A 25,750-nucleotide genomic window follows, 5' to 3' on the forward strand; every position below is an offset into this window, starting at 1 on the left:
GGCCAGCAAGCAAGCATGCATGCTGGCCTGACCAAATCAGCAAAAACCAGCGCTGGAACAAGCCAAGCTACTGTGCTTGGACAGGGATGTTTTGCCCGATTCGCCACAGCACGCCACTAGGATCGAGCAGGGGGAAATCCCTGATATGCCAGGGCTGATCCTGCGGAACCTGCACACTCACCTTGAAACGCTCCGGGATGTTCGATGACATGACAAGCCGATACCAGTCATCGACATTCTCTACCAACATATGCATAACAAAGTTTTGTGCGAACTCAGGCGACGTGTTGGCCTGCAAGAGAAAACTGGTAGAGCCGAGTCGAAGATAGGCAAGGTCTTCCGATGACCAGGGCACCTCAAAACCCAGGGCCTCGTAAAACGCCTTCGACAGAGCGAAATCATACGCAGGAACGAACGCCTTGATTTCGACGGGCCGGAGATTCATGCGGATCGTCCTGTGGTCACGAAGACGACAAGGCTACTTCACTTTCAAGAGCGTGCAAATGGCCAGCTATCCGTCATGCACAAGCGGATAAGCCCATACGAGTGAGATAACACCTACACAAAATGGGCCTGATCTCCTGGCCTCTCAAGAGATGCCCGCCCAAGTTTCGTCATCACGACGAATAGTCACACTCTTACATACCGGGACTGACCGTACTGCGATGCACGCGCACGTCCGCATCGCTCACAGATTGCCAACTGAAGGGAACACCATGTCGCTCAACAAAGCTTTGACTGAAGCTCAATCGTCCATTCCCGAATGCGTAGCGAGTGGATACGTTGATATGTCGACAGGCTTGCTGCTTGGCGTAAAAACCGTCGATAACCATCCTAGCCAGGTTCTCGAACTGGTTGCCGCGGCGACCGGCGATCTCTTTCAAGGTCGAACGGTGATGGAGGTCGAACGATTGTTCGATCAATCACGTGGCATATCTGAAAGAAGCGGCCACTATTTCAAAGAAATCATCGTGACCAGCACCAATCTTATCCATGTATTCATGCGTTGCGAACGCAACCGTGACCATGTAGCCGTCTTTGTTTGTCGTATATCCGCAAATATCGGCATGGTCCTGGCCAAGGCACGACTAGCCAAGCCGCTGATTGAAGCGAGTGTCTGAAAGGGGTGGCCGTGAAACATGCCGGATGCGATGGCCACGGCCCCCAGTGCAAGCACATTGCCTGCATCCTGTTTGATTCCCAGGCCCGGCTTGCCCTCACGTCGCTGCTCAGGTTGCTGACTCCATACGTGAAAGCGTGTTGGCACGCCATGGAGTCGCCCTCATCGAGAACAGCCTTTGTGCTGATCAACATGGACCATGTCGATTACCGGCAGGCCGTCCATCGTATCGATAGACATCTAAGGTTCGTGTGTTGTTCGACACATCCATCCCGCCACCCTCTTAGCACCTTGCATTATCCGTTCCAGGCTCATGAAGTGCTCGATCTGCTCAATACAACCGAAGAAAAAAGTGGGCCTCAGGAAGAACACACGTGGAAATCCACTACCCCGTCATTGACCTACCAACTCGGTCTTTGGCCTGTGGATTTCCTCACCTGGCCTCGTGGTTGGTGGAGCATTATGGCCAGTATCCAGTATCACGCACGTACGATCGACGAGGTCACCCATGCTACCGGTCAAACAGAGAGCGACATCCTGCGCTGCTTCGAGGCACTGTCGCGCCGAAATGCACTGATCACCCAGAGTGGGCGCGCCTCGGTACCCATGCCTGAGCAGAGCAAGTCCATCGATCACCGGTGGCTCGGCCGGCTCAAGCAGCGCATCGGCCAACTGTTGCAGCAGAGCCAGGCCGGTGCTTGACAGAACCTACAAGTTGGCCCTCATTGGCGCCTGTGGTGCAGGAAAAAGTACTTGCATAGCCAGTGTCAGCGACATCCCTGTCATCTCCACCGAGGTACCCCTCGATTCCACAGCGGCACCATTCAGTGACCAACAGCCAGCCGGCAAGGTCACCATGACGGCGGCATTCGATTATGGCGAAATGGCGGTCGGCCAGGAAGGGCGCCTTCTTCTCTATGGCCTGCCCGGCCAACAAGATTTTGCCTTCATGTTCGACATCGTCCAGAACGGCTTGATGGGCGTCATCGCCGTCGTGGATGCTGAGGCAAGAACGCCCATCCAGGATTTGTTGGCTACGTTATGCCTGCATAAGGAGATACTTTCCCGTACGCCTCTGGTCGTAGTCATCAACAAGGTGTATCCCGGGAGAGGGTCGCTTGTTCCTGGTGTCCTCGACGCCGTGGAACGTGCCGGCATGGTAGCCCCCGTCGTCACGGCCGACCTTCGCGATCGCTCATCCGTCGCCACGGTATTCCAACTGATCGTGACTATCGCGGAACATCGCCATGGATGACACGGACTTGAACACGAATCGGAGCTATCGCAATCGATACAGCGCCATATTGCAGCGATTGGTCGACAGCAGCGAACCCGTAACGATCGCGCTACTGGCTCAGCGTGACGGCCGTGCCATTGAAACGGCTAGCGCCTCGGGCTCCACGGTATTACCTACCAAGCTCGCGGCCATGACCAGCGCCACCGCCGCGCTTTCGCAAACACTACTACGAGAAGTTGCGCAGGACCGCATGGCCATGACGCTGATCGAAGGCAAAGCTGGCATTTTTCTGGCCATGCCGGTGGTCCTTCGAGCAGCGACCCTCCTGCTTGGCGTACACGCTGGCGACGGCGTGTCCTTGGGCCGCCTGGTCAACTACACCCGGCGCACTGTCATCGATCTTCAGTCGATCACCGTATCTTAAGAACGATTTCAGGGAACCTTTCATCGAAGTCGTTATTTCAGTGGATTCCCCGAGGGGCTCGGGGCCGGAACCTCGTGCCCCTCGCTGCATCAAAGCCAGGTCAGTTGTCTCAACCTACGTGGAAGCGACGGATAGTACGGGCTTTTTATTAGCTTCCTTCAGCCGCGAACACACCCTCAGTGTGGTTGCATCGTCAGACCCTGGAATTAGCAAGACGCGACCGTATCTCTTGCACGAGATAGCGAACATGCACCGAGCAAATCATGAGCGATGTGTGAAAAAGCTCCATCATGTAGCGTACCTGATGCGCAAGACTGCCGCCTCGCGCTGGTCACTGTACCGAGCGCACCGGTTGTCGTGCATCGCTCCCGGCTGCGGCTACTGCGACCGAGATGGAAGGAATGGCAGGCAAGGGTTTGGTCGGCTCCATTTCAGGCTGCACCGCGGCTTTGACAGCTTCTTCGGTCATGACCACGATACTGATGCGGCGATTGGAAGGATCATCCGGATGCGCCCGATCAAAGGGCACGGCCTCGGCCAAGCCGACGACACGCGTGACTTTTTCTTCCGGCATGCCACCATCGAGCAAAGCGCGCCGGGCCGCATTGGCACGGTCGGCCGATAGCTCCCAGTTGCTGTAGTGCGCGGGGCCACCCGACAAAGCGTATGGGGTCGAATCGGTGTGACCGGAGATACTGATGCGATTGGGAACCTGGTCGATGAAACTGGCCAATTCGCTGAGAATCTGCACCGTATATGGCTTCAGCGTCGCGCTACCGGTATCGAACATGGGCCGGTTCTGTTTGTCGACAATCTGGATACGCAGGCCTTCGGAGGTCAGGTCGAGCAGCAGCTGATCCTTGAATGGCGCCAGCGCCTGGCTTTTGTCCAGCGCCGCATTGAGCTGCTTGCGCAAGTCTTCCAGGCGCGCCTTGTCGTGTTCCTGAGCGATCTTGGAATCGTCCGACTGCGGCGACTTGCCGGGCGTTGCCTGGCGCACGTCCTTACCTTCACCCTTGGGTAGATCCATTGAGCCGCCTAGCTTGATCATGCTGGTGCTCGGGCCGCCTGGGCCCATCACACCGGGCACGGCACGCATGGATGCACCAGGTGTCATGGAAGGATTCTTGAAGTAATCTGCAATGGCAGCCTTCTGCTCCCGCGTACCGACGCCAAGAATCCACATCACCAGGAAGAACGCCATCATCGCCGTGACGAAGTCCGCGTACGCCACTTTCCACGCGCCACCATGATGGCCGTGCTTGGCACGTTTTCGGCGCTTGACGATGATGATCTGGTCGTCACTCATCAGCGAGCGGCCTTCAAGTGGCCTTCCAGGCTCTGGAACGTCGGGCGTGTCCGCGAAGACAACGACTTGCGGCCGAATTCGACCGCCACCATCGGGTTATAGCCGCGCAACGAAGCCATCAGCGCTACCTTGACGCACTCGAATGCGCGCCCATCTTCTTGCACGCGCGACTCCATTGCCGCCGCCAAAGGCCCGATGAAACCGTAGCTCAGCAAGATACCCAGGAACGTACCGACCAGTGCCCCGGCGATGTGCTCGCCGATTCGCGATGTATCGCCGCCAAGTTGCGACATGGTGGTCACGATGCCGAGCACCGCCGCGACGATGCCGAAGCCCGGCATGGCATCGGCTACCTTGGCAACAGCCAGTGCAGGCGCTTCGGCCTCGGCATGATGTGTCTCGATTTCTACGTCGAGCAGAGACTCCAGCTCATGCGCGTTCATATTGCCACCTACGATGAGGCGCAGGCAATCAGTCACGAAATCAATCAGGTGATGTTCGCGGATCAAGCGCGGATACGCCGAGAAGATCGCGCTCTTGGACGGATCTTCGATGTGCTCTTCCAGCGCCAGCAAGCCTTCCTTGCGCATGGCGCTGAAAAGGTCATAGAGCAGCGAAAGCAGGTCGACATAATCCTGCTTGCCATATTTGGGGCCTTTGAACAAACCCAGCATCCCGCTGAACGATGCCTTCAACACGGCCGGCGGATTGGCCACCACGAACGCACCGAGTGCACCGCCAGCAATGATCAACACCTCGAAGGGTTGCCAAAGCGCAAGCAAATTGCCGTGCGACAGCACATAGCCGCCGATCACGCTCACCAGCACAACAATGGATCCGATAATGACAAACATGGCCTACCCCGACTCCGGTCACCTGAGGTATCGGCCTGCGTCGCGTGAAATTTAGGAGAACTTGCGCACTTTCCTGAACATCTCGGCCCCACGATGGCCAGATGCGAGCCCTGCTCGCCAAGCTTTCCTGAGGCTGTCTTCCAGCATTCCCCTACATGACTTAAGGAAGTGACCGGCTTCGGTTCGGCCAGGATGTGAACACGATGCTGATATCGCCACGACGATTCCTGCGCGGTCGCTCGCGCAATCTCTTGCGCAACAGGATTTGCCATGCTCATTATCGACGTCCCTTTTGCCCCGACACGCCCCGGCGCCTGGTCTGTTGCCGTAGGTCGTCGTCGCAACCTCGATTTCGCCACGCGACAGAGCGCGGTGGAATTTGCAGCCGCGGAGGCTGAACGCCTCAAGCGCACTGAACGGACCAATGTAGTCATCAATATTGAGGGCGCAGACGGCGTCTGGCGCGCGTTCCGCAACACCCTGGAAAGCGTGGTCTGAAATAGCCAGGGCTGCCTGTGACATCGGGAACATGCGCTCCATCTGCCGACCTGGCCTTGGTCCTGCATCCGTAAACGCCGTGCATCCGTATACCTCTTCAGTGCCAGCGCTGGGCTGCCCTGAGGTATCGGATGCTTCGTTTCAAACATTTATCACGATTCATACTTGGCATGAGTCTGGGCGGACTATCCGCGTCGCCAGCCCAGGCGCAGGACCAGGCTCTTCACTACCTTGGCACCGCCTACGCCTCCGACACGGGGGCCATGGTCTACCGCGAGGAGCACTGGGTCTATCTTGAGCGGGGGGCGTGGCGACGCCTGGTACTTTATAGATGCCCTTCCGGCCAGCCCTTCGCCCGCAAACGGATCGACGATGCCCTCTCGAACGACCCGGATTTCGACTATCTCGACGGCCGCGACGGCTATCAGGAGGGCGTCAGGCAGGAATCAGGGCGACGTCAGGTTTTCGTGCGCAAGAGTGGCGATGACCCACAAACACTCCGACCACTGACCCTGCCAGCGGCCCCCGCGGTCATCGACGCCGGCTTCGACAGCTACGTTCGCCAGCATTGGAACTCCCTCAACCAAGGCGCTGGCACGAGCGTGGCGTTTCTCGTGCCCAGCCGGGGCCGCTTCATGAACCTGCGGATCGATCACGCCACCCCTGTCCAGGTAGATGGGGCTCCAGCAACGCGCTTGCGGCTCAGCTTGGATGCCTGGTATGGCTTCGCGGCGCCGTCCATCACGCTGACATACCTGGACAACGGCAGGCGACTCCGCCGATTCGAAGGCATCAGCAACGTCCACGACGCCCACGGCCGAACGCAGACCGTGCGCATCGAATTTCCTGCGGACGACGCACTCGGCCCGGCCGGTCCGGGGGATATCGAGGCGGCCCTGCGAGCACCCCTGGCCTCGCATTGTTCTCCCTGAGACGGACTCAACGGGCGGCTGCATCCAAAGCTCGTCCAAGCTCGTATAGAGCCAAGAGAGGACAACCTGGAACCCATCATGTACCCGACTGCCGGCCCCACCCCACCCGCTGCGACCGGATCGCGCCGGGCATCGACCGCCCTACGTCGCTGGTTCGATACGAGCGCGCACACCACCGCGACTGACTGCGACGAGCATATCGACTGGCTGCGGGCGCTGCCTTTCGCGCTGATGCACTTGGCTTGCCTGGCCGTGCCTTGGGTTGGCATCTCAGCCGCCGCCATGGTCGTGGCCGTATTCATGTATGCGTTGCGCATGTTTGCGATCACCGGCTTTTATCATCGCTATTTTTCGCACCGTACATTTCGCACATCGCGTGCCATGCAATTCATTTTCGCGGTGATCGGTGCGGCATGTGTACAGCGCGGACCGCTGTGGTGGGCCGCTCATCATCGCCATCATCATCGCCATGCCGATACCGAACTCGACCCGCACTCCCCTTCGATAAAGGGTTTCTGGCACAGCCATCTTGGCTGGTTTCTCACGCCAGCCGCCTTCCGCACCGACCTGGAGCGAGTGCCGGATCTCAAGGACTATCCCGAACTGTGCTGGCTGGATCGTTTCGACATCGCGGTACCGGTGCTGTTCGCGGCCTCATTGTTCGGATTAGGAGCGCTCTTGCACCACCTCGCCCCCGGCCTTGGTACATCTGGCGGCCAGATGCTGGTCTGGGGCTTTTTCGTATCTACCGTCGCGCTGTTCCATGCCACAGTCACCATCAACTCGCTCGCGCATCGGTTCGGCCGCCGTCGTTTTGATACGCGCGATGACAGTCGCAACAACGCATGGTTGGCACTGATTACGTTCGGCGAAGGCTGGCACAACAACCACCATTTCTATCCCGGCTCGGTGCGCCAGGGATTCCGCTGGTGGGAAATCGACCTGACCTGGTACGGGCTGAGATGGCTCGCTTGCCTCGGACTGGTATGGGACCTCAAACCCGTACCCGCCTGGGTACATGCCAAGGCGAGGTACTGAGCATGCGCATTGCGGTCATCGGTTCGGGCATTGCCGGCCTGGCCAGCGCGCGGGGCTTGAGCAGCCACCACGACGTCACGCTCTACGAAGCCAATGATTACCTTGGCGGCCATACCCACACGCATGAAGTCCAGCAGGATGGCAGGTCATTCCGTGTCGACACGGGCTTCATTGTGCATAACCCGGCACACTATCCGCTGTTTACCCGCATGCTCGACCAGCTTGGCGTAGCCTCGCAGCCGACCACGATGAGTTTTTCCGTGCAGAGCGCGCGCAGTGGGCTGGAATACAACGCCACCTCGCTCGACACCTTGTTCTGCCAGCGACGCCGGCTGTTGTCGCCACGATTCCTGGGCATGGTGCGCGATTTGCTGCGTTTTTATCGTCAGGCGCCAGCATTGCTCGACCACGATGGCCCCGGCCCCAGCCTGGGCGACTACTTGGGCGAGCACCGCTACGGGGAAGCGTTTCGCGACGAACACCTGGTGCCGATGGCCTCGGCGCTATGGTCATCGCCACCGGGCCAGATTCTCGCGTTTCCCGCGCGTTATCTGGTGCAGTTCATGGCCAATCACCAGATGTTACAGGTGTCCGGCCGCCCCGCATGGCGCGTCGTTGCCGGCGGGTCATCCAGCTACGTCACCGCGATGCGCGAACGCTGGAATGTGCGCGAGCGACTTTCCACAGCGGTACGGTCGGTACGACGTACTCATAACGGTGCGCTGGTCACTACCGCCTTCGCGACCGAACACTATGACCATGTGGTCATGGCCTGCCATAGCGACCAGGCTCTGTCATTGCTTGCCGACGCGGACGAACGCGAGCACGCGATCCTGGGCGCCATCGGCTACCAGGCCAACGACACTGTGCTGCATACCGACGCCTCGCTTCTACCGCGCCAGCGCAAGGCGTGGGCTGCCTGGAACGCCTATCTGCCGTCCGATGCCGGCGCGCCGTGCACGGTCAGTTACTGCATGAATCTACTTCAAGGCTTCTCGTCTCCCGAACCATTCGTGGTAACGCTTAACCGGACTTGCGCCATTGATCCGGCACGTATTCTGCGGCGCATGCGTTACCACCATCCCGTCTATACCGCTGCCTCCGTCGCCGCCCAGGCACGCAAGGCCGATATCCAGGGGCAACGCCACACCTGGTTTGCAGGTGCGTATTGGGGTTGGGGTTTCCATGAAGACGGCATGCGCAGCGCTGACGAAATAGTCCGTCGGCTCAATGCCCCCATGGAAATGACCACCCGGCATCCGCAGTCGGAGACCATGGCATGAATTCCAACCGAGCCAGCGCGATCTATGAAGGCATGGTGATACATCGCCGGCATGTTCCGCATGCACATGCTTTCTCCTATCGCATCGCGCAGCTCTACCTGGACCTGGACGAACTCGATGACGTATTCACCGATCGTTGGCTCTGGTCGGTCAATCGCCGCAATCTCGCGCAATGGCGGCGAGCCGACTATATGGCACCCACCGAACGTCCCCTCGCCACCGTCGTAAGGGACCGCGCCGAAACCGCGCTGGGGCACCGCCCAAGCGGCCCAATTCGCATGCTCACGCATTTGCGCTATGCAGGATTCGTGTTCAATCCGGTGACGTTCTACTACTGCTATCGCGAGGATGGCCGCACCCTGGACGCCATCGTGGCCGAAATCACCAATACGCCCTGGCGTGAGCGACATGCCTATGTGTTGCCCGCAAGCACCGCACAACAGCACGGCCGCGCCTTGCACTGGCACATGGCCAAGCGTTTTCATGTCTCGCCCTTCATGGGCATGGAGCATGACTATGACTGGCGCTTCACGCCGCCCGGCGATGATCTGCGCGTGCACATGAAAGTGCGCAGCGGCGAACAGGTCGCATTTGACGCCACCCTGGCGCTGGAACGCCATGAACTGAGCTCGGCATCGCTGGCTCGTGTGCTCTGGCGTTATCCGTTGATGACCGCCCAGGTTATCGGCGCCATCCATTGGCAGGCGCTGCGCCTGTGGCTCAAGCGCAACCCCGTGCATGACCATCCTGACCTGGCCGCGCGGGCACCCCATTCTTCTTCGTTGCGAGATCACTCATGAACGAACTGGCCAAGCACGCCTCGCTGCCGTCGGCACATCCCCACATCAGCAAGCTTGATGGTTTCCTGCGTCGTCAGCTCGTTGCTCAGATGTCGGCGCTACGCCATGGCAAGCTGATTCTGCATGACGCGCTGGGCACTGTGGAGACCGGCACGCCTTCGCAGGCATTGGGCGATCCACTGGTAACCCTGCACATCCGGGACATGCGGTTCTATCGTGCAGTGGCAGCCAACGGCAGCGTGGGTGCTGGCGAGGCTTACGGAGACGGGTATTGGTCATGCGACAACCTGGTTGAGCTCATCCGGCTACTGGTACGTAACCGGGATTTGCTCGATAGCATGGAAACCGGCCTGGCCCGACTCGGCGGCTGGGCCATGCGCGCGTGGCATGTATGGCGTCGCAATACGCGCCAGGGCAGTCGCCGCAACATCGCCGCGCACTATGACCTGGGCAACGATTTCTTCCGGCTTTTCCTGTCCGATGACCTGATGTATTCGTCCGCGCTATGGCATAACGGCGATACGCTCGAACAAGCGTCGCAGCGCAAGCTTGATGCCATCTGCCACAAGCTCGACCTGCGCCCCGGCATTCGCTTGGTGGAAATCGGCACAGGCTGGGGCGGTTTGGCCATACACGCGGCATCGCGGTTTGGCTGTGATGTCACCACGACGACCCTTTCCGTGGAGCAGCATGCCTTGGCTGTGCAGCGTGTGCGCGAGGCAGGACTTGAGCACCGCGTGACCGTGTTGCTCAAGGACTATCGCGACTTGGAGGGTCGCTATGACCGCCTCGTGTCGATCGAGATGATCGAGGCCATTGGCGCCGCTTACATGGAGACATATTTCGCCAAGCTCACCAATCTGTTGACACCTGATGGCTTAGCCCTCGTGCAGGCGATCACGATCGAAGACCACCGCTATCAGCAGGCGCTGCGTTCAGTCGACTTCATCAAGCGGCATATTTTCCCCGGCAGCTTCATTCCCTCTGTCCAGGCCATGCTGTCGGCCAAGACACGCGCCAGCGACCTGGCACTGGTACACATGGAAGACTTCGGCCTGTCCTATGCGCGCACGTTGCAGGCATGGCGGGAACGCTTCCTGGCGCAGTTGACCCAGGTCAGGTCCCAGGGATTCGACGAACGTTTCATCCGCTTGTGGGAGTTTTACCTGGCCTACTGCGAAGGCGGATTCCGCGAGCGATCGATCGGCGTGTGCCATCTGTTGCTGGCGCGCCCGCAGGCGCGCCCGGTCGAAGGACACTGGTCATCCGTATGAAGACCTGGGGTAACTTCGTCGGCTATCAGCTCAGTTGGTTCGTGGCCGTCGCGGCGGCCGGTCGCGGTCTGGCGTGGCCCGGCATTGCGGCGACGGCGCTGTTTGTGCTTTGGCAACTGGCTGTTTCGCCATATCGCGCGGCCGACCTGAAGCTGGTCGTGTTGGCCATGATATCGGGCATGGTCATCGATGGCTTGGGGTCAGCCTATCGATGGCTCGGCTATGGCGCACCCTCTCCCGCGCTACCGCCCGGCGGGGCGCCTATGTGGATACTGGGTCTGTGGTCGGCCTTGGCGATGACACTTGGGCAAACCCTGCGATATCTCCGTGGCAAGCCTGTCATCGCCATGCTGCTCGGCGCTGTAGGCGCACCTCTGGCTTATTTGAGCGCATCACGCGGGTGGCACGCGGTCGAATTTCCCTCACCCGCATGGCATGGCTTGGCTTGGCTGGCCCTGGGATGGTCGATCGCGATGCCATGCCTCGTGCTCGCGGCGGCACGCTGGCAGCGCGTTTCGTCCATCGCCCAGTCCGCGTCATGAACATGCTTATTTGCCTGGGCTTGGTCTGGCTGGTGATGATCCTGGTGATGTGCGCCGGGTGGGCATGGCAGCGCAAGCGCCATAACGCCGGCATCGTGGACGTGCTTTGGTCGGCTGGCATCGGCTTGGCCGCCATCGTATTGGGCTGGCAAGGACACGGCTCGACGTTGGCTCGCACCACGGTGGCCATCGCAGGCAGCTTGTGGTCCACGCGACTGGCATGGCATCTGTGGCGTCGTGTTCGTAACGAATCGGAGGATGGCCGCTACCGTTACCTGCGCGAACACTGGGGTGGCCACCAGGGCTGGTTCTTCGCGTTCTTCCAGGGGCAGGCGCTGCTCGTGCCGTTCTTCGCCTTGCCCTTTGCGGCGGCAGCCAGCCAGCCTGGGCCGGATATATCCCTGGCCTGGGTTCTGGCCATAGCGACGTGGATCGCAAGCGTCGTCGGCGAAAGTCTGGCCGACCGACAACTCGCGCGCTTCCGCCAGCAATCGGTCAATCGAGGCAGGACCTGCCGTGACGGCCTGTGGCGCTACTCGCGTCATCCCAACTATTTCTTCGAATGGCTGCATTGGTTTACCTACGTCGCCCTGGCCTGGGGAGCGCCCTTGGGCTGGCTGGCCTGGACTGGCCCGGTGCTGATGTTCGTATTCCTGCGCTGGATCAGCGGCATTCCTTTTACCGAGGCCCAGGCGCTGCGTCATCGCGGCGACGACTACCGGCAATACCAGCAGACCACGTCGATGCTCATCCCGTGGTTTCCAAAGACACCGCGCACGAGGATCCCTTCATGAATCGAGCAGTTGCCGCGCCCAACCCGACCAACCATACCCACCCTGCCCCAGGCTTGCTTGGCCTGGCCGAACGCGGTGTATTGCCGGATCCACTGCTGCGCGCCGGCATTCGTCGCTTGTGCGCCAGACGACTGGAAGAAGAAACCCGCGGTGGCCTGGCGATGCAGGCCGAACGCTATCGCACACTGATCGCAAGCTTGCGACATAGCCCCGTGGCCATTCATACCGACGCCGCCAACGCGCAACATTACGAGCTGCCCGCGTCATTCTTCAAGTTATGCCTGGGACGGCATTTGAAATACTCCGGCTGCCTGTATCCAACCGGCCACGAAACCCTGGATGAGGCCGAAGAAGCGATGCTTATGCTGTACGCCGAGCGTGCGCAATTGAGCGATGGGCAGGACATCCTGGAGCTTGGTTGTGGCTGGGGCTCGCTGACGCTGTGGATGGCCCGGCATTTCCCCCATTCCCGCATCACCGCCGTCTCCAACTCGCATTCGCAGCGAGCGCATATCGAACACGCCTGCACCGAGGCTGGCCTGCGCAACGTGCGCGTCTTGACGCGCGATGTGAATACCCTGGCACTCGATGCCGAAAGCTTCGATCGCTGCGTATCGATCGAGATGTTCGAGCACATGCGCAACTACGAAACCCTGCTCGCCCGCATCGCCACCTGGCTAAGGCCGCAAGGCAAGCTCTTCGTACACATCTTCGCGCACCAGACCTTGATGTATCCCTTTCAGACCGATGGCGAGGACGACTGGATGGGCCGTCATTTCTTCACCGGCGGCCTGATGCCTTCGGTCGATACCCTGCTTTGGTTCCAGCGTGACCTGGCACTCGAGGATCGCTGGAAAGTCGACGGCACGCATTACCAGCGCACGGCCAATCATTGGCTCGCCAACCAGGATCATCATCGTCAACCGATCATGGCGATATTGGAACAGGCCTATGGCGCGATGCAAGCACCGCTATGGTTCCAGCGCTGGCGGATGTTCTGGATGGCCTGCGCGGAATTATTCGGCTACGACCAGGGCCAGCAGTGGCTTGTGGCTCATTATCTTTTTTCTCGTGCTGATTGATAGCCGAAGGATAAGCGGTGCCTAGCCAGGGTGCGATTGCGCGCAATGTCCTTGACCCGGCGCATCCCGAAGTGCAGCCGCGCCATGCCGGCTTGAGCAGTGCAAACATGTGTCGTCACCGCGCATCCTCTCTCCTTGAAACACATAAAGGCATCTGACCATGCGACCACCTTTCATCCGAAACGCACACGGCTTGATGCTGGCTGCAGCCTTGCTGGGCGGCTGTGCCGCGGACAAGCCTGTGACGCACGTGCCTCACGTGGACGTTGCCCGTTACATGGGCGACTGGTACGTGATCGCGAGCATTCCATCTTTTCCCGAACGACACGCGTTCAACGCGATCGAATCCTATCGTCAAGACAGCGATGGCCGCATCGAGACGACGTTCCGCTATCGCAGCGGCAGTTTCGATGCGCCCGTGAAAACCATGCACCCGGTTGGCAAAGTGCGACCCGGAAGCGGTAACGCGATCTGGGGCATGCAGTTCATCTGGCCCATCCAGGCCGAGTACGTGATTGCTTATCTCGACGACAGCTACAGCACCGTCATCGTGGCGCGCAGCAAGCGTGACTACGTATGGATCATGGCGCGCACGCCTTCGCTGCCGGAGGCAAGCTATACCGCCATGGTTCAACGCGTAGCTTCGCTTGGCTATGACGTAACCCGGTTACGCAAGGTACCCCAGCAATGGCCCGAGATCGGCCAACCATGATGCACATGCCTGCACCTGCTTCATGCTATAGAACCGCCCAGGCGGCCCGCGGGAACCGCCAGGCACCCGACGTACCGCCATCAAGTCCAGGACCAGCTTACCCATGAGTGTGAGTTCCGATGCCACACCGGATCTGTTGAACCGGCTTTTGCAACAGACCGCGGCCGGCGATGAAAAAGCATTCGCGCAGCTGTATGAACGCAGTTCGTCGCGGCTTTTCGGCCTGTGCGTACGCATGCTGGTCGATCGACGCGAAGCGGAGGAGGTCTTGCAGGAAGCCTATGTCACCGCCTGGCAGCGAGCTTCGAGCTTTGACCCGCAACGATCCAGCGCCATGACCTGGTTGGTCACGCTGACTCGCAATAAGGCCATCGATCGCCTGCGCCAGCATGGCACCGCGCATTTCGACGGCGACGCAGCACTCGATGGCATCATCGACGATACGCCCGGACCGTCCAGCCAGGCCGAGCAGAGCGAGCAATACGCCCGGCTCCAGCGGTGCCTGGAAGAACTGGAACCGCAACAACGTCGCTCCGTTCGCGAGGCGTTCTTTACTGGCTGCACCTACCACGAACTGGCCGAGCGTACCAAAGTACCCCTGGGTACGCTCAAGAGCTGGATTCGCCGTGGACTGCTGCAATTACGCGCGTGCCTTGGCTCATGAATACCATAGACGACAATGACCGCAACCACCTGCGCTATGCCGAGTATGTCCTTGGCGTGCTCGATGCCGACGCGCGCGCAGCCGTGGCCCATGAAGTAGCCACGCTCGACGAGGCTGCCGTCGCTGTAGCGCGCTGGCAGCGCCACCTGGCTTCATTGGCCTACGAGGCACCTGCGCAGGAGCCGCCGGCCGAAATCTGGCAACGTATCAGCCAGTCACTGCGCCTGGAGCAGGCGCGCAGCAGGCCGCCCGTACTATCGACAACCCGGTGGTGGGATAACCTGCGGTTATGGCAGTGGATCGGTGCCGGCGCAATAGGCGTCGCCGCTGCCTGCCTGGTGGTGGTACTGCAACGCCCGACAACGCCGCCACAAGAGCAGGTGCATGGCATCAGCCTGATGGTGTCGAGCATTCACCAGGAAAACGGCGTCGCCGGCTGGACGGCCACGATGGATCTGCAACGCAAGCAGATTGTCGTGGTCCCTGCGACACCTTCGCCCGTGGCTGCCAACCGCAGCACCGAGTTGTGGTTAATACCCCAGGGCGGCAAGCCGATCGCCGTCGGCGTGTTCCAGTTCGATGCGACCACGACCTTGCCGCTAAGCCCTGCCCTGCTCAGTCAATTAGGGCCCACGGCCGTACTCGCGGTATCGGTTGAGCCTTCCGGCGGCTCGCCCACGGGACAGCCCACCGGCCCCGTGATCGGCAAGGGCAACATCGCTGGCGCGCCCGAAGGCAAGGACGGGCAACCTGTCGCCCATGCCGTCGAACCAACAGGCAACCTTGATATGGGCGCCCTCGCAGGGAAACGCGACATCGGTTAACCCCATTGACCCGTTTGCAGCGAATATGAGGTATCGCCTTCACGGAATACCTCATGATCGCCGCAGCGGGAATGGACCTCGTCGACTGGAATGCCGGGCCATTGGCCTGGCTCAACCAGGGCCAACACGCGGCAAACGACGGCATGCCCGGTGCCGACAGCGACAACGCATGCCTGCTCCGTTATCGGCGGGGCGACATCCAGGCCTTCGGCACGCTTTATCAGCGCTATCGCGAAAGACTGCATCGGTATGCCCTGCGCCTGGCCGGCAACGCCGCCGAAGCAGAAGAGGTCTGCCAGGAGACCTGGATCGCCGCCATTCGCAGCCATGATCGCTTCGATGCCACCGCATCGTTCGCCGCATGGTTGTTCTCCATCGCGCACCGACGCGCTGCCGATCGCTGGCGGGCACTGCGTCGTCATGCGCCCGACGGCCTGCTTGGCGATGACGCGGAAGATGGCGCGCTATCGGTGAGCGATCCCACGCCCTCGCCAGAACGCCAATGGTATAGCCGGAACATGGGACAGGCCCTGCTCGACGCCATCGATCGCCTGCCCCTGCTCCAACGCGAGGCGTTTCTGCTCAAGGCCGAAGGCAATCTCAGCCTGGAGGAAATTGCCATCGCTACCGAGACCAGCCGCGAGACCGTCAAGAGCCGCTTGCGTTACGCGCAACAGCGGCTGCGCGATGCCATGGAGCCATGGCGATGAATCCCTTGCCCCCACACAACGCACCCAGCCAGGATGACACCTGGCATGACCTGCTCGACGTCTACCATCGCCAGGCTCGGGAAGCGCCTTCTCTGTCAGCCGATCAGCGCGTGCTATACGCGGCGCGCGTTCACGCCCGCTGGCGCCGCATGGCGGCAAACGCAACGTGGCTGGGAGCTGCTGTAGCGGCCATGGCTTTACTGTGGCTCGGCCTGAACCATTCATCGTCCATGCCCGCCGATCCTGCTCATCCAAGCGAACGGGCAGGCTTCAGCGACGGCGCGATTCGCGACCAGATGATGAGCATGACGATCGTGCCACCCACCGCGCTGGGTCATGCCACAGCGGCCGATGAACTGCCCCATACCCCGACGCACCCCTGATACCAGGAGCCCTGATGAAACGCCGTACGTCCATCGTCTTCGTGGCGAGCCTGCTGTTCGCCCTTGCCGCACACGCCCAGGCCAATTTACCGGATGGCTGGTTCAAGACCGGCTCAGCGCCGGCCGACTATGACGCGGGCGCGCAAGCCGGCACGCGACGCCCTGGCGATCGCAATGCCTTCCTACGTGCCAGAAGTGACAGCAAAGGCTTCGCCACGCTGATGCAGACCATCGATGCCACCGATTACCGGGGCAAGCGGTTACGCCTTTCTGGTTGGCTCAAGACCACCGGCGCCAACAAGGCCGCGCTATGGATGCGTGTCGACGGCGATTCACGCAAAGTCCTCAGTTTCGACAATATGGACGACCGGCCCGTGACCGGCACGACGGACTGGAAGCACTACGACGTGGTGCTGGATGTACCGCAGGACGCCATCGTGATCGCCTTTGGCTTCAATCTGATCGGCAAGGGCGAAGTACTGGCCGACGATTTCAAGCTCGAAGCGGTCAGCAAGGATGTACAGGTCACTGGCGGCGCAGCCGGGCCGCGCCGCGAGCCTGTCAATCTCGATTTTGCCAGATGATCATTCGCCGGCCGCCTGTGCGGCCGGCTTTTCCTCACGCCCGGACCGCGCGCTCATGATGCGCAGGACCAAGCCTGCCCCCAGACAGGTCATCCCCAGCGCACGAAGCCCGCTGGCGTAGAACATCACCGCCAGGAACGCGAGCACGATGAAGAAGGTTCGATACAACCAGGACAAGGCCAAACCACGGCTTACATCAGGCGCTAGTTTGGCGATGAATGCCAGGTAGCCCCACAGCACGCCCATCCAGGCGTAGGTAACTGCCAGCCCCAGGGCATAAACCTGGGTCGACTCATTGCCGCGTCCCTCGGTCAGAGCAAACCGTATGATCACCGGCATCAGCGATACCAGGCTTAGCAGCAACAAGTTGATGGCTGCACCTACGCTATCGATGTCGCGCAGATGCGCCAGCATGCGTCGGTGCATCAGCCATAGCTGGCCGATGATGAAGAAGCTGATGAAATAGACCAGCAGCGGGACGCTCCATGCTTGCCACAGCGTCTTGCCGTCGCCCATCTGCGGCTTCAACTCGATCGCCGACAACGTGATGGCGATGGCGAAAATACCATCGGACAGCATCACCATGCGATCGAGATGGCGTTGCGCCAGGTGCCGATCTTCGACCGGCTGGTCCGTACGAGCCTTCATGCGCCGAGCATCCCCATGCGATTTCATTTATTCGGCGCCATGGTCGCCCGCGCCTCCCCGCTTGCATCATGCCGTATCCGGATGGCGAAGCAAAAGCGGCAGTGCAGCGCAAAAAAGCCCCGGCTTTTGACCGGGGCTTTTCGTCTTGACCGAATCGACGCGCGGATCAGAACTTATAGGTAAGCATCACGCGGTTGTAGACGAAGCCGTCGTTACCTGGATTGAGATTGGCCACACCACCAACCGAGCGCTCCCAGCGATCGCGGACGGTCAGGCCCTTCACCCACTGGTCCAGGTTGTAGATGATGTCGACATACACATCGTGGCTGGTGCCGCGCAGCTCCGTGGTGTACTTGGCATAAGCGGCCACCAACTGAAGCTTCTTGTCGAAGAAGTTGTACTGGGCACGCGCCTTCCAGGCATGGCCCGGGCCTTCTTCCACCAGGCCGCGAATCATCGAGGTGGTATACAGCGGATCGGTTGCATAGTTGGTGGTGTACGGAGAGATCAACGCACCGCCGCCTACCGCGCCCTTCTCGTCATTGAGCTTGTTGTACGAGAAATCGATCTTGCCGTCATAGATGCTGGTGCCGATATCCGCACCCCACAACTGCGCATCCACGCGATTGCCGGCCAGGCCAAACAGCTTGGTCTGCGTTTCGACCAGAATATTGTCGCTGCCGCTGGTTTCGTGCAGGTACTGCACCGACAGGAACGGATTGAACGGCGAATCGGTCTTGAGCGTATAACCACCATCGAGGTAGGTCATCTTCGCGAAGCCGAGGAAGTTGTAATACCACGCCTGGGCCTTCAGCCCGCCATTTACATACGAGGTGCCAAGAGCAGAAGTACCATTGGACTTGCGTGCACCGATCGGCAACGAGCCGTTATTGCCGTAGCTCGAATCGCCGTCATAGGTCGATGGGTAATACAGGTTGTCGTGGAACATGTCCGTCGACGTGCGGCTCTTCCAGGTAAAGGCGCGGATCGCGTAGATATCCCAGCCCTTGACCGGCGTCACGTCGAACGAGATCGCGTTGTATGAGGAAGGAATCACGCGCGAATCGTTCTTGCCCATCCACGGCGTATCCAGGTACTGGTAACCGCCGCGCACCGCCAGATACGGGTTCTTGAACTGCGCGTACAACTGGCTGAAAGCGCCGATCGAATTGTTCGGACCGGCCAGCGTCGTATCGATGCGCGACACCGCATCGGAGTGGGTGCCAAACGAGTTGGCGGTCACGAACGACGTACCAAAGCCAAAGCCACCCCAGAACGAACCGGTCTGCAGGTTCACCAGCGCAGCACCGGAGAATGCATGCTGATCGGGCGTACCCTTGGTATCGTAGAGACGGTCGAAGTTGTATGCGCGCAGTTCGCCATCGATATGGCCACGCACGAAAATATCGTCAACACCGCCGTCGTCGTAGGCGTGGGCGCTACCCACCGCACCGATAGCCAGCAGCAGGGCTGCCGTGATCGCCGACTTACGCATGAATTGTTTCCCTTGAAAGAATGAATAACCCTGATGGGCGCAGGAATTTGCGCCCCATGCTTTTGAAAAGCATGCCAAAAGCTTGGCGTGATAGTGGCGGCGAATCATGACATTTAAGTGACAATCCGCCTATCCCGTGCAAGCGTTTCAACGTGAAAACTGTGATCGCCAGCAGTCCCGGAAAAGATTAATCTGTGCATCGCCGGGATAAATAATGAAGAAGTGACATAAGGTTATGTCGGCAAGCCGGCCGTGAGCTGGCCGTATACCTTCCTGGAATGCAGGCCAACCGAAGACCATGCAACCCAGGCCGCTGTCATCTGCGTTACATGAAGCGCTCCCATCACCACGCCCATCAAGGAACATTCCACTCGTATGGCTCAAGCCAGGGAGATCTACATAAGCACGGACATCGAGGCCGACGGCCCGATTCCCGGCCCGCATTCCATGCTCAGTTTTGCCTCGGCCGCTTATCTGCCCGACAAAACCCTGATCGGCACGTTCTCGGCCAACCTGCACACGCTCGACGGCGCGTCCGGTCATCCCGACACCATGACATGGTGGGCGCAGCAACCGCAGGCCTGGGCTGCCTGTCGTACAGATTGCGAACCGGCCAGTGAGGTCATGCCCCGCTATGTCGCATGGCTCAAGAGCCTGCCGGCACGCCCCGTCTTCGTGGGTTACCCGGCCGCCTACGATTTCCTGTTCGTCTACTGGTACCTGATGCGCTTTGCGGGCGAGAGCCCGTTCTCGCATTCGGCGCTGGACATCAAGACCTACGCCATGGCCAAGTTGGGCAGCGGCTATCGCGACTCCACCAAGCGCAACATGCCCAGGCACTGGTTCGACAAGCATCCGCATACCCATGTCGCGCTCGACGACGCGATCGAACAGGGTGCGTTGTTCTGCAATATGCTGGCTGACACCCGCTTGACGCGGTAAGAGCAACAAGTGGCCACTCAGGTCGCCGCTTGGAGGTTTAGAGCCGCAGGCTCCATCGCGATTGAAATCGCTCTTACACCGTATCGCAGGCGATCGGGGTAGCCGTACCGCGTTCGAGCATCATGGCTGCCAGCACCACAGCAAAGCCCACAAACGCCACGCTCGCTCCTACCCATGGCAGATTGGTGAGCGGCAGGCCTGCGCCGATCACCAGGCCGCCAAGCCACGCGCCGGTCGCATTGCCGAGGTTAAAAGCGCCCTGATTAAGGGTGGAGGCGATGTTGCTCGCTTCCCGCGCCTGGTCTAGCACACGCACCTGCGCGGCAGGCACCACAGCGAACGACACCGCACCCCAGACGAAGAGCGTCACCAGGGTGGGCACCATGTAATGGCTGGTATAGGCAAACGCGACCATGATCAGTGCCACAGCCGCAAACAGGCCGGCCATGCCGGGCATCAGTTTCCAGTCCGCCAACTTGCCGCCGGCCAGACCACCTACCGTGATGCCCGCACCAAACAGTAACAGCACCATGCTCTCCTGCGAGGCAGAAAAGCCGGTGACTTCACGCAAGATGTAGGCGATGTAAGTGAACACCGTGAACATGCCCACCGAGGCCAGCGTGCTGATCAGCAATGCCAGTTGCACCTGGGGCGCGACCAGCGAGCGGAATTCGCGCCACAGGTTGCCCGGCACCGGTCGGGGCAGGTGACGCGGCAGCCAGACCTGAAGCGCAAGCAAGGCCATCCCGCCAATCACGGTCACTGCCCAGAACGTCGAACGCCACCCCGTCCATTGACCCAGGGCCGTGCCAAGGGGCACGCCCAGCACATTGGCGACGGTCAGGCCGGTAAACATCAGGCCCACTGCGAAGGCGCGCTTGCGCGGCTCCACCAGATCAGCCGCCACCACCGCGCCGATGCCGAAAAAGGCGGCATGGCAAAAGGCCGTGACCACGCGTGCGCCCATGAGCGCCCCATATCCCGGGGCCAACGCGCACAGCGCATTGCCGACGATGAAAAGCGCGATCAGGCTGAGCAGCGAACGGCGACGAGGCCAGCGTGCTGTCAATATCGCCAGCACCGGTGCACCGCCGGCCACGCCCAGCGCGTAACCAGACACCAGCCTGCCCGCGGCCTGCGGCGTGACACCGAGGTCCCCGGCCACCTCGGGCAGCAGGCCCATGATGACGAATTCGGTGGTGCCGATGCCAAAAGCGGCAACCGCCAGGGCCAGCAAAGCAAGATAAGAGGACGATCGGGACGTGGACATGGGGTCGCAAAGATATGGCAGCCCAAAAGGCCGCCTGGAAATACCTGAGAGAGACGAGCACGGCGTCCTTGCCTTGCAGGCCGCCAGGATACTCCGATCAGGGCCCGATTGCTGCATCGCAATAAAACAGTCTCGACGGGCCTTTTGCCGCAGCCAGGCCACAGCACGGGCGCGGTACAGGCGTTGATGGCATAATCACGGCATGTCGCTGCGATCTTGAGGCAGCGCTCGTCAGGCGCAGTACTTGCTGCAACCCCACACGAGCCATTCGCGACCGGTTGAACCGGTTGCCTGCCTGGCAGCATCCCACGTTCAAGCATTTATCCAACGGTATTCGGCATGGTGGCATTGGCGACGGAGCACGTAATCGACGTGCACCACTGGAACGACACTCTTTTCAGCTTCCGCACGACACGCGATCCCGGCTTTCGCTTCGACAGCGGCCATTTCGTCATGATCGGCCTGGAAGTGGATGGCCGGCCGTTGATGCGTGCCTATTCCATTGCCAGCGCGCACTACGAGGAACACCTGGAGTTCTTCAGCATCAAGGTGCCGAACGGCCCGCTGACCTCCCGTCTGCAGCACCTCCAGCCAGGCGACCCGGTCATCGTCAGCCGCAAGCCCACGGGCACTCTCGTGCTCAACGACCTCAAGCCGGGCAAGCACCTTTACCTGCTGGGCACGGGCACGGGTCTGGCACCCTTCCTGAGCATCATTCGCGACCCGGAAACCTACGAGCGCTTCGACAAGATCGTGCTGGCCCATGGCGTGCGCCATATCAACGACCTGGCCTACGCGCAGTACCTGGAAAACGAATTGCCGCAGCATGAATACCTGGGCGAACTGGTTCGCGAGAAGCTGATCTACTACCCCACGGTCACGCGCGAGCCGTTCCGCAACCGTGGCCGCATTACCGATGCCATCGCCGATGGCCTGATGAGCCAGACCATCAGCTTGCCCCCGCTCAATCCGGATACCGACCGCGTCATGTTGTGCGGTAGCCCGGCCATGCTCGACGACATCTGCGCACTGCTCGATGGCCGCGGCTTCCAGGCCTCTCCGCGCACCCGCGAACCGGGAGACTATGTGATCGAGCGGGCATTCGTGGAAAAGTAAGTCCACGGGTAAAGCCGACGCCCAGGCAGACCCGCTTGGCGGCCGGCTTTACCAGCAGGTGTCACCAGACCTTGTACACCTGCCCGCTATCCCCACCCTCCACGCTGCGCTGATACGCCAGCGCGACGCGGCTTGCGGGAACCGGCTCGAAGCCAGGGAAGTAAGGGCCGTAGCCTTCCCATGACTCGGTCAACACGCTGGGGCTGACCACGTTGATGCGCAAGTCACGGCCGAGTTCCGACGCGGCAGACTGGACGAAGCCTTCGATCGCGCGATTGGTGGCCATCATGCCCACGCCCTGGCGAATCGGCTGCTCGGACACGATGCCGCTGGTCAGGGTGAAGGAACCGCCGTCATTGACGTAGTGCTGGCCGATCAGCACCACATTGACCTGTCCCATCAGCTTGTCGTCGAGACCGATCCGGAATTGCTCGGGAGTCATCGCACCCAGCGGGCCAACGTGCACGCCGCCGGCCGTCATGATCACCGCATCGACCTTGCCCGCCTGCTCGAACATCGCCTTGACGCTGTCCGGGTTTCTCGCATCCACGGTGAGCTCGCCAGATTGGCGCCCGGCACGCAGGATCTCGTGGCGCTCGGCGAAAACAGCGGTGACCGCACGACCGATCGTACCGGTGGCACCAATAATCAGGATACGCATGGCTTGTACCTCGCGGTTTGAAGGAAGACGTGCAGTGTGGCCTCTTCCCAAGGGTTGATAAATACACCTACGATTGCTTTATTCAAAACCTCTTGGTTAGCAATCATGGACAAACTCGCGGCCATGGGCATGTTCGTGCGGGTGGTGGAGGCAGGCAGTTTCGCTGCCGCGGCCGAAGAAGCCGGCGTGTCGGCCACCATGGTCGGCAAGCATATTCGCGGCATCGAGCAGCGCCTGGGGGCACGCGTGCTCCATCGCACCACGCGCCGCCAGCAACTGACCGAGGTAGGCCGGCTTTACTACGACCGCTGCAAACAGGTCTTGGCCGATATCGAACTGGCCGATGCCAGCGCACAGGAACTGCAAGCCACTCCGCGTGGCACCCTGCGCATGACGGCACCTCTCACCTTTGGCAGCCGTACCCTGGTACCCGCCCTGGTCGACTACCTTGATCGCCATCCGGAGGTGGCGATCGAGCTGTCACTGGACAACCGGGTTTACGACATGGTGTCGGAGGGTTTCGAACTGGCCCTGCGAGTCGGCGATATCGCCGATGACGCCCTGGTCGCCCGCCCAATGCAGCCATTTCGCATGTTGCTGGCCGCATCGCCAGCCTATCTGGCTCGCCACGGCACGCCGCGCACCCCGCAAGATCTGGCGTCGCACGCATGCATCAGCCTCAGCAACTGGACGCCACGTGACCGCTGGCGCCTGACCGGTCCGGCCGGCGAGATCGAAGTGCCGGTGCATGGGCGATTGGCCGGCAATCACGGCGAGGCATTACGCATCGCCGCACTCGCCCACGCCGGCATCATCCTGCAACCGGAAATTCTCTTGGGCGACGACCTGCATGCCGGGCGGCTCGTGCATGTGCTCCCCGATTGGGGCTCCCGACCCATGCCGACGAATCTGCTATACGCCCCCGATCGCAGGCCGACAGCAAAACTACGCAGCATCGTGGAGTTCCTGGTGCAACGCTTTCCGCCGGCGGGGTAGCGCGTTGCATAGTGAGGCCGCTTCTTGGAGGGTGGATTACGTCGAAGAGGGGTGGCCGGAGAGCGAAGATCGACCATCAGAATCAAGGCTCGGCGGAACGACTCCCGTGCTTCGTCGGATTGAAGCCCACGCCAAAGACGACAGCTGGAAAGCAGAGCAAGTGCCGTCACACGGAATCTTGGCGCGGGCGTTCGGCTGTCGCGCCCTCACTACCCATCGCCAAGGCCCCGCCATCACTGCGAACCACAAGCCGCCTCACTACGACATCAGTCTCTCACCCGTCCCTTGCCCTCATTGTCCCAATAGCCAAATACCTTGCGTGCAATCAGCTTGTAGAGACGTTTGCCGGTCGCGCGCCACAGGCGCGAGTGTGGCGCGGGTGTCTTGAGCATGGCCCATTGGCGCGCGGTCAATGCTTCCGGGCAATACGTGCGTTTGTGCTTGAGCAGATGGCGCAGATCTTCGCGTGCGAGCAGGCGAAATAGCGCGCCGCGCTTGCCGCGTGTCCAGGCAATCTGGAAATCCACCAGCGCGGGGCGCCCATCTTCGCGCACCAGCCAGTTGGGCTCCTTGGCCAGATCGTTGTGCACGATGCCGCGACGATGCAGGACGGCGAGCAGGCGCAGGGCGCGACGGTAATAATCGCGATCCCTGGGCTGGGCCTGCTGCATCGGCTTGCCGCCGATATAACCGCGCAGCAACTCCTGACCATCCCAGCCAAGCAGTGCAGGCACGCCATCGATACCGGCGAGTTTGCGCAATGCGCGCGCCTCACGCGCCGCTGCGCGCCGGGCAAAACCGCGTGCCCACCAGCGTGCCGCGGCCACATCGCGCCGGATCACACGCACGCCACCGCGCTCGGCGATTTCAATGCGCCCCAGTTCGTCGGCCTTGAGCAGGATAGTTTCGGACACGCAGGACAACCCGTTGCAACGCGCCCGGCTACAATCGCATCGTTAAGGCGCCAGCGGATATTGTCGCCCATACCCGCCGCAAGGCGCCAATCGACATGGAAGCATACCGACTTGATCTACCTCGACATCGCGCTCTACCTGCTGGCGGCAGCGCTGGTCGTCATCGGCCTGGCAGGCACCATCCTGCCTGCACTCCCAGGCATTCCCTTGATTTTCGCTGGCCTTTGGCTGGCTGCGGGCACTGACCACTATCACCACGTCAACGCCTGGTGGCTGAGCTTCATCGCGCTATTGGGCTCGATCGGCTTCATTATGGATTTCGTCGCTACCGCACTGGGCGCCAAGCGGGTCGGGGCGAGCAAGACAGCCATCTGGGGCGCCACCCTTGGAACGTTCGCAGGCATGTTCTTCGGCATTCCGGGGCTGCTGCTGGGACCGTTCCTCGGTGCCTTGTTGGGGGAGCTCCTGACAGGGACCAGCGTCCTGGGTTCGACCCATGTCGGCATTGGTACCTGGATCGGCCTGCTGTTCGGCACTCTGGTGAAACTGGTGGTCTCGCTGGTCATGATTGGCCTGTTCGCCTCCGCGTGGCTGTTGAACTAGTTCCAACGGCACGCGCCAAAGTCCCGCAGCCCCGCTTAGGC

At 61.0% G+C, this 25,750-nt stretch carries 31 protein-coding genes; 23 read left to right on the plus strand and 8 right to left on the minus strand.

All coding sequences use genetic code 11. From position 1 onward, the window contains the following. Positions 1-67: 67 nt before the first annotated feature. Positions 68-445 carry a VOC family protein gene (locus VF436_RS16515; protein WP_330905128.1) on the minus strand — a complete coding sequence of 126 codons (378 nt, stop codon included), beginning with the start codon at positions 443-445 and terminating at the stop codon, positions 68-70. Between the two features lie 271 nt (positions 446-716). Here VF436_RS16515 and VF436_RS16520 point away from each other — a divergent pair, with 271 nt between their 5' ends. From VF436_RS16520 to VF436_RS16535, 4 genes are all read left to right on the plus strand, one after another. Beyond that, on the plus strand, positions 717-1,121 hold the full coding sequence (locus tag VF436_RS16520) for a hypothetical protein (protein ID WP_330905129.1): 405 nt from the start codon (positions 717-719) through the stop codon (positions 1,119-1,121). 461 nt (positions 1,122-1,582) lie between these two features. Next, positions 1,583-1,822, plus strand: coding sequence for a hypothetical protein (locus VF436_RS16525; protein WP_330905130.1), 240 nt, complete (start codon positions 1,583-1,585; stop codon positions 1,820-1,822). Continuing rightward, the gene (locus VF436_RS16530) at positions 1,815-2,375 is read left to right on the plus strand and encodes a hypothetical protein (RefSeq protein ID WP_330905131.1); all 561 of its coding nucleotides are present in this window, start codon (positions 1,815-1,817) and stop codon (positions 2,373-2,375) included. The genes VF436_RS16525 and VF436_RS16530 overlap by 8 nt, the downstream gene beginning before the upstream one ends. Positions 2,376-2,382: 7 nt before the next feature. Beyond that, positions 2,383-2,781 (plus strand): roadblock/LC7 domain-containing protein, encoded by a 399-nt coding sequence (locus VF436_RS16535; RefSeq protein WP_330905132.1) that lies wholly within the window; start codon positions 2,383-2,385, stop codon positions 2,779-2,781. 331 nt (positions 2,782-3,112) lie between these two features. Here the strand turns inward: VF436_RS16535 and motB are convergent, their stop codons facing one another. Further along, a complete protein-coding gene (gene motB, locus VF436_RS16540) occupies positions 3,113-4,090 on the minus strand; it encodes a flagellar motor protein MotB (protein ID WP_330905133.1) in 978 nt (325 codons plus the stop codon). After that, positions 4,090-4,944: a flagellar motor stator protein MotA gene (gene motA / locus VF436_RS16545; RefSeq protein ID WP_330905134.1), complete on the minus strand. Its 855-nt coding sequence runs from the start codon at positions 4,942-4,944 to the stop codon at positions 4,090-4,092. The genes motB and motA overlap by 1 nt, the downstream gene beginning before the upstream one ends. 270 nt (positions 4,945-5,214) lie before the next feature. On the opposite strand from motA, the gene VF436_RS16550 reads away from it, so the two are divergent. The 15 genes from VF436_RS16550 to VF436_RS16620 all read left to right on the plus strand — a co-directional run bounded on the left by VF436_RS16550 (position 5,215) and on the right by VF436_RS16620 (position 17,064). Next, the gene (locus tag VF436_RS16550; RefSeq protein ID WP_330905135.1) at positions 5,215-5,442 is read left to right on the plus strand and encodes a hypothetical protein; all 228 of its coding nucleotides are present in this window, start codon (positions 5,215-5,217) and stop codon (positions 5,440-5,442) included. A gap of 170 nt (positions 5,443-5,612) precedes the next feature. Next, a complete protein-coding gene (locus tag VF436_RS16555; RefSeq protein ID WP_330905136.1) occupies positions 5,613-6,374 on the plus strand; it encodes a hypothetical protein in 762 nt (253 codons plus the stop codon). A gap of 78 nt (positions 6,375-6,452) precedes the next feature. Beyond that, positions 6,453-7,412: an acyl-CoA desaturase gene (locus tag VF436_RS16560; RefSeq protein ID WP_330905137.1), complete on the plus strand. Its 960-nt coding sequence runs from the start codon at positions 6,453-6,455 to the stop codon at positions 7,410-7,412. A gap of 2 nt (positions 7,413-7,414) precedes the next feature. Further along, the gene (locus VF436_RS16565) at positions 7,415-8,695 is read left to right on the plus strand and encodes an NAD(P)/FAD-dependent oxidoreductase (RefSeq protein WP_330905138.1); all 1,281 of its coding nucleotides are present in this window, start codon (positions 7,415-7,417) and stop codon (positions 8,693-8,695) included. Beyond that, entirely contained in the window at positions 8,692-9,495 is an 804-nt protein-coding gene (locus tag VF436_RS16570) for a DUF1365 domain-containing protein (RefSeq protein ID WP_330905139.1), read from the plus strand. The genes VF436_RS16565 and VF436_RS16570 overlap by 4 nt, the downstream gene beginning before the upstream one ends. After that, positions 9,492-10,769 (plus strand): cyclopropane-fatty-acyl-phospholipid synthase family protein, encoded by a 1,278-nt coding sequence (locus VF436_RS16575; RefSeq protein WP_330905140.1) that lies wholly within the window; start codon positions 9,492-9,494, stop codon positions 10,767-10,769. The genes VF436_RS16570 and VF436_RS16575 overlap by 4 nt, the downstream gene beginning before the upstream one ends. Beyond that, positions 10,766-11,311: a DUF2878 domain-containing protein gene (locus VF436_RS16580; protein WP_330905141.1), complete on the plus strand. Its 546-nt coding sequence runs from the start codon at positions 10,766-10,768 to the stop codon at positions 11,309-11,311. The genes VF436_RS16575 and VF436_RS16580 overlap by 4 nt, the downstream gene beginning before the upstream one ends. Then, entirely contained in the window at positions 11,308-12,105 is a 798-nt protein-coding gene (locus tag VF436_RS16585) for a DUF1295 domain-containing protein (protein WP_330905142.1), read from the plus strand. The genes VF436_RS16580 and VF436_RS16585 overlap by 4 nt, the downstream gene beginning before the upstream one ends. Further along, the gene (locus tag VF436_RS16590; RefSeq protein WP_330905143.1) at positions 12,102-13,187 is read left to right on the plus strand and encodes an SAM-dependent methyltransferase; all 1,086 of its coding nucleotides are present in this window, start codon (positions 12,102-12,104) and stop codon (positions 13,185-13,187) included. Before VF436_RS16585 ends, VF436_RS16590 begins: the two co-directional genes overlap by 4 nt. 160 nt (positions 13,188-13,347) lie before the next feature. Further along, the gene (locus VF436_RS16595) at positions 13,348-13,899 is read left to right on the plus strand and encodes a lipocalin family protein (RefSeq protein WP_330905144.1); all 552 of its coding nucleotides are present in this window, start codon (positions 13,348-13,350) and stop codon (positions 13,897-13,899) included. 103 nt (positions 13,900-14,002) lie between these two features. After that, on the plus strand, positions 14,003-14,563 hold the full coding sequence (locus tag VF436_RS16600; RefSeq protein ID WP_330905145.1) for a sigma-70 family RNA polymerase sigma factor: 561 nt from the start codon (positions 14,003-14,005) through the stop codon (positions 14,561-14,563). After that, complete coding sequence (locus VF436_RS16605; protein WP_330905146.1) at positions 14,560-15,387, plus strand: anti-sigma factor; 828 nt, start codon at positions 14,560-14,562, stop codon at positions 15,385-15,387. Before VF436_RS16600 ends, VF436_RS16605 begins: the two co-directional genes overlap by 4 nt. A 53-nt stretch (positions 15,388-15,440) precedes the next feature. Continuing rightward, positions 15,441-16,097, plus strand: a complete 657-nt coding sequence (locus tag VF436_RS16610) for a sigma-70 family RNA polymerase sigma factor (protein WP_330905147.1) — start codon at positions 15,441-15,443, stop codon at positions 16,095-16,097. Next, the gene (locus VF436_RS16615; protein WP_330905148.1) at positions 16,094-16,480 is read left to right on the plus strand and encodes a hypothetical protein; all 387 of its coding nucleotides are present in this window, start codon (positions 16,094-16,096) and stop codon (positions 16,478-16,480) included. Before VF436_RS16610 ends, VF436_RS16615 begins: the two co-directional genes overlap by 4 nt. A gap of 14 nt (positions 16,481-16,494) precedes the next feature. Beyond that, positions 16,495-17,064 (plus strand): hypothetical protein, encoded by a 570-nt coding sequence (locus VF436_RS16620; RefSeq protein WP_330905149.1) that lies wholly within the window; start codon positions 16,495-16,497, stop codon positions 17,062-17,064. Here the strand turns inward: VF436_RS16620 and VF436_RS16625 are convergent, their stop codons facing one another. Next, positions 17,065-17,712: a TMEM175 family protein gene (locus VF436_RS16625; RefSeq protein ID WP_330905150.1), complete on the minus strand. Its 648-nt coding sequence runs from the start codon at positions 17,710-17,712 to the stop codon at positions 17,065-17,067. It lies immediately after the preceding gene. A 166-nt stretch (positions 17,713-17,878) separates the two neighbouring features. Then, a complete protein-coding gene (locus tag VF436_RS16630; RefSeq protein WP_330905151.1) occupies positions 17,879-19,207 on the minus strand; it encodes a hypothetical protein in 1,329 nt (442 codons plus the stop codon). Positions 19,208-19,582: 375 nt separating this feature from the next. Between VF436_RS16630 and VF436_RS16635 the strand changes: the two genes are divergently transcribed. Further along, positions 19,583-20,149, plus strand: a complete 567-nt coding sequence (locus tag VF436_RS16635; RefSeq protein WP_330905152.1) for a hypothetical protein — start codon at positions 19,583-19,585, stop codon at positions 20,147-20,149. A 73-nt stretch (positions 20,150-20,222) separates the two neighbouring features. Here the strand turns inward: VF436_RS16635 and VF436_RS16640 are convergent, their stop codons facing one another. After that, positions 20,223-21,419 (minus strand): MFS transporter, encoded by a 1,197-nt coding sequence (locus tag VF436_RS16640; protein ID WP_330905153.1) that lies wholly within the window; start codon positions 21,417-21,419, stop codon positions 20,223-20,225. Positions 21,420-21,758: 339 nt separating this feature from the next. Between VF436_RS16640 and VF436_RS16645 the strand changes: the two genes are divergently transcribed. After that, positions 21,759-22,535 (plus strand): ferredoxin--NADP reductase, encoded by a 777-nt coding sequence (locus tag VF436_RS16645; protein ID WP_330905154.1) that lies wholly within the window; start codon positions 21,759-21,761, stop codon positions 22,533-22,535. A 61-nt stretch (positions 22,536-22,596) separates the two neighbouring features. Here VF436_RS16645 and VF436_RS16650 read toward each other — a convergent pair whose 3' ends face one another. Next, positions 22,597-23,196, minus strand: coding sequence for a short chain dehydrogenase (locus VF436_RS16650; protein ID WP_330905155.1), 600 nt, complete (start codon positions 23,194-23,196; stop codon positions 22,597-22,599). A gap of 105 nt (positions 23,197-23,301) precedes the next feature. On the opposite strand from VF436_RS16650, the gene VF436_RS16655 reads away from it, so the two are divergent. After that, complete coding sequence (locus tag VF436_RS16655; RefSeq protein ID WP_330905156.1) at positions 23,302-24,192, plus strand: LysR family transcriptional regulator; 891 nt, start codon at positions 23,302-23,304, stop codon at positions 24,190-24,192. Positions 24,193-24,458: 266 nt separating this feature from the next. Here the strand turns inward: VF436_RS16655 and VF436_RS16660 are convergent, their stop codons facing one another. Then, the gene (locus VF436_RS16660) at positions 24,459-25,106 is read right to left on the minus strand and encodes a serine/threonine protein kinase (RefSeq protein ID WP_330905157.1); all 648 of its coding nucleotides are present in this window, start codon (positions 25,104-25,106) and stop codon (positions 24,459-24,461) included. A gap of 114 nt (positions 25,107-25,220) precedes the next feature. Here VF436_RS16660 and VF436_RS16665 point away from each other — a divergent pair, with 114 nt between their 5' ends. Next, the gene (locus tag VF436_RS16665; protein WP_330905176.1) at positions 25,221-25,709 is read left to right on the plus strand and encodes a DUF456 domain-containing protein; all 489 of its coding nucleotides are present in this window, start codon (positions 25,221-25,223) and stop codon (positions 25,707-25,709) included. Positions 25,710-25,750: the final 41 nt, after the last annotated feature.

It is taken from the genome of Dyella sp. (genome assembly GCF_036384435.1).
Classification (GTDB): Bacteria; Pseudomonadota; Gammaproteobacteria; order Xanthomonadales; family Rhodanobacteraceae; genus GSA-30.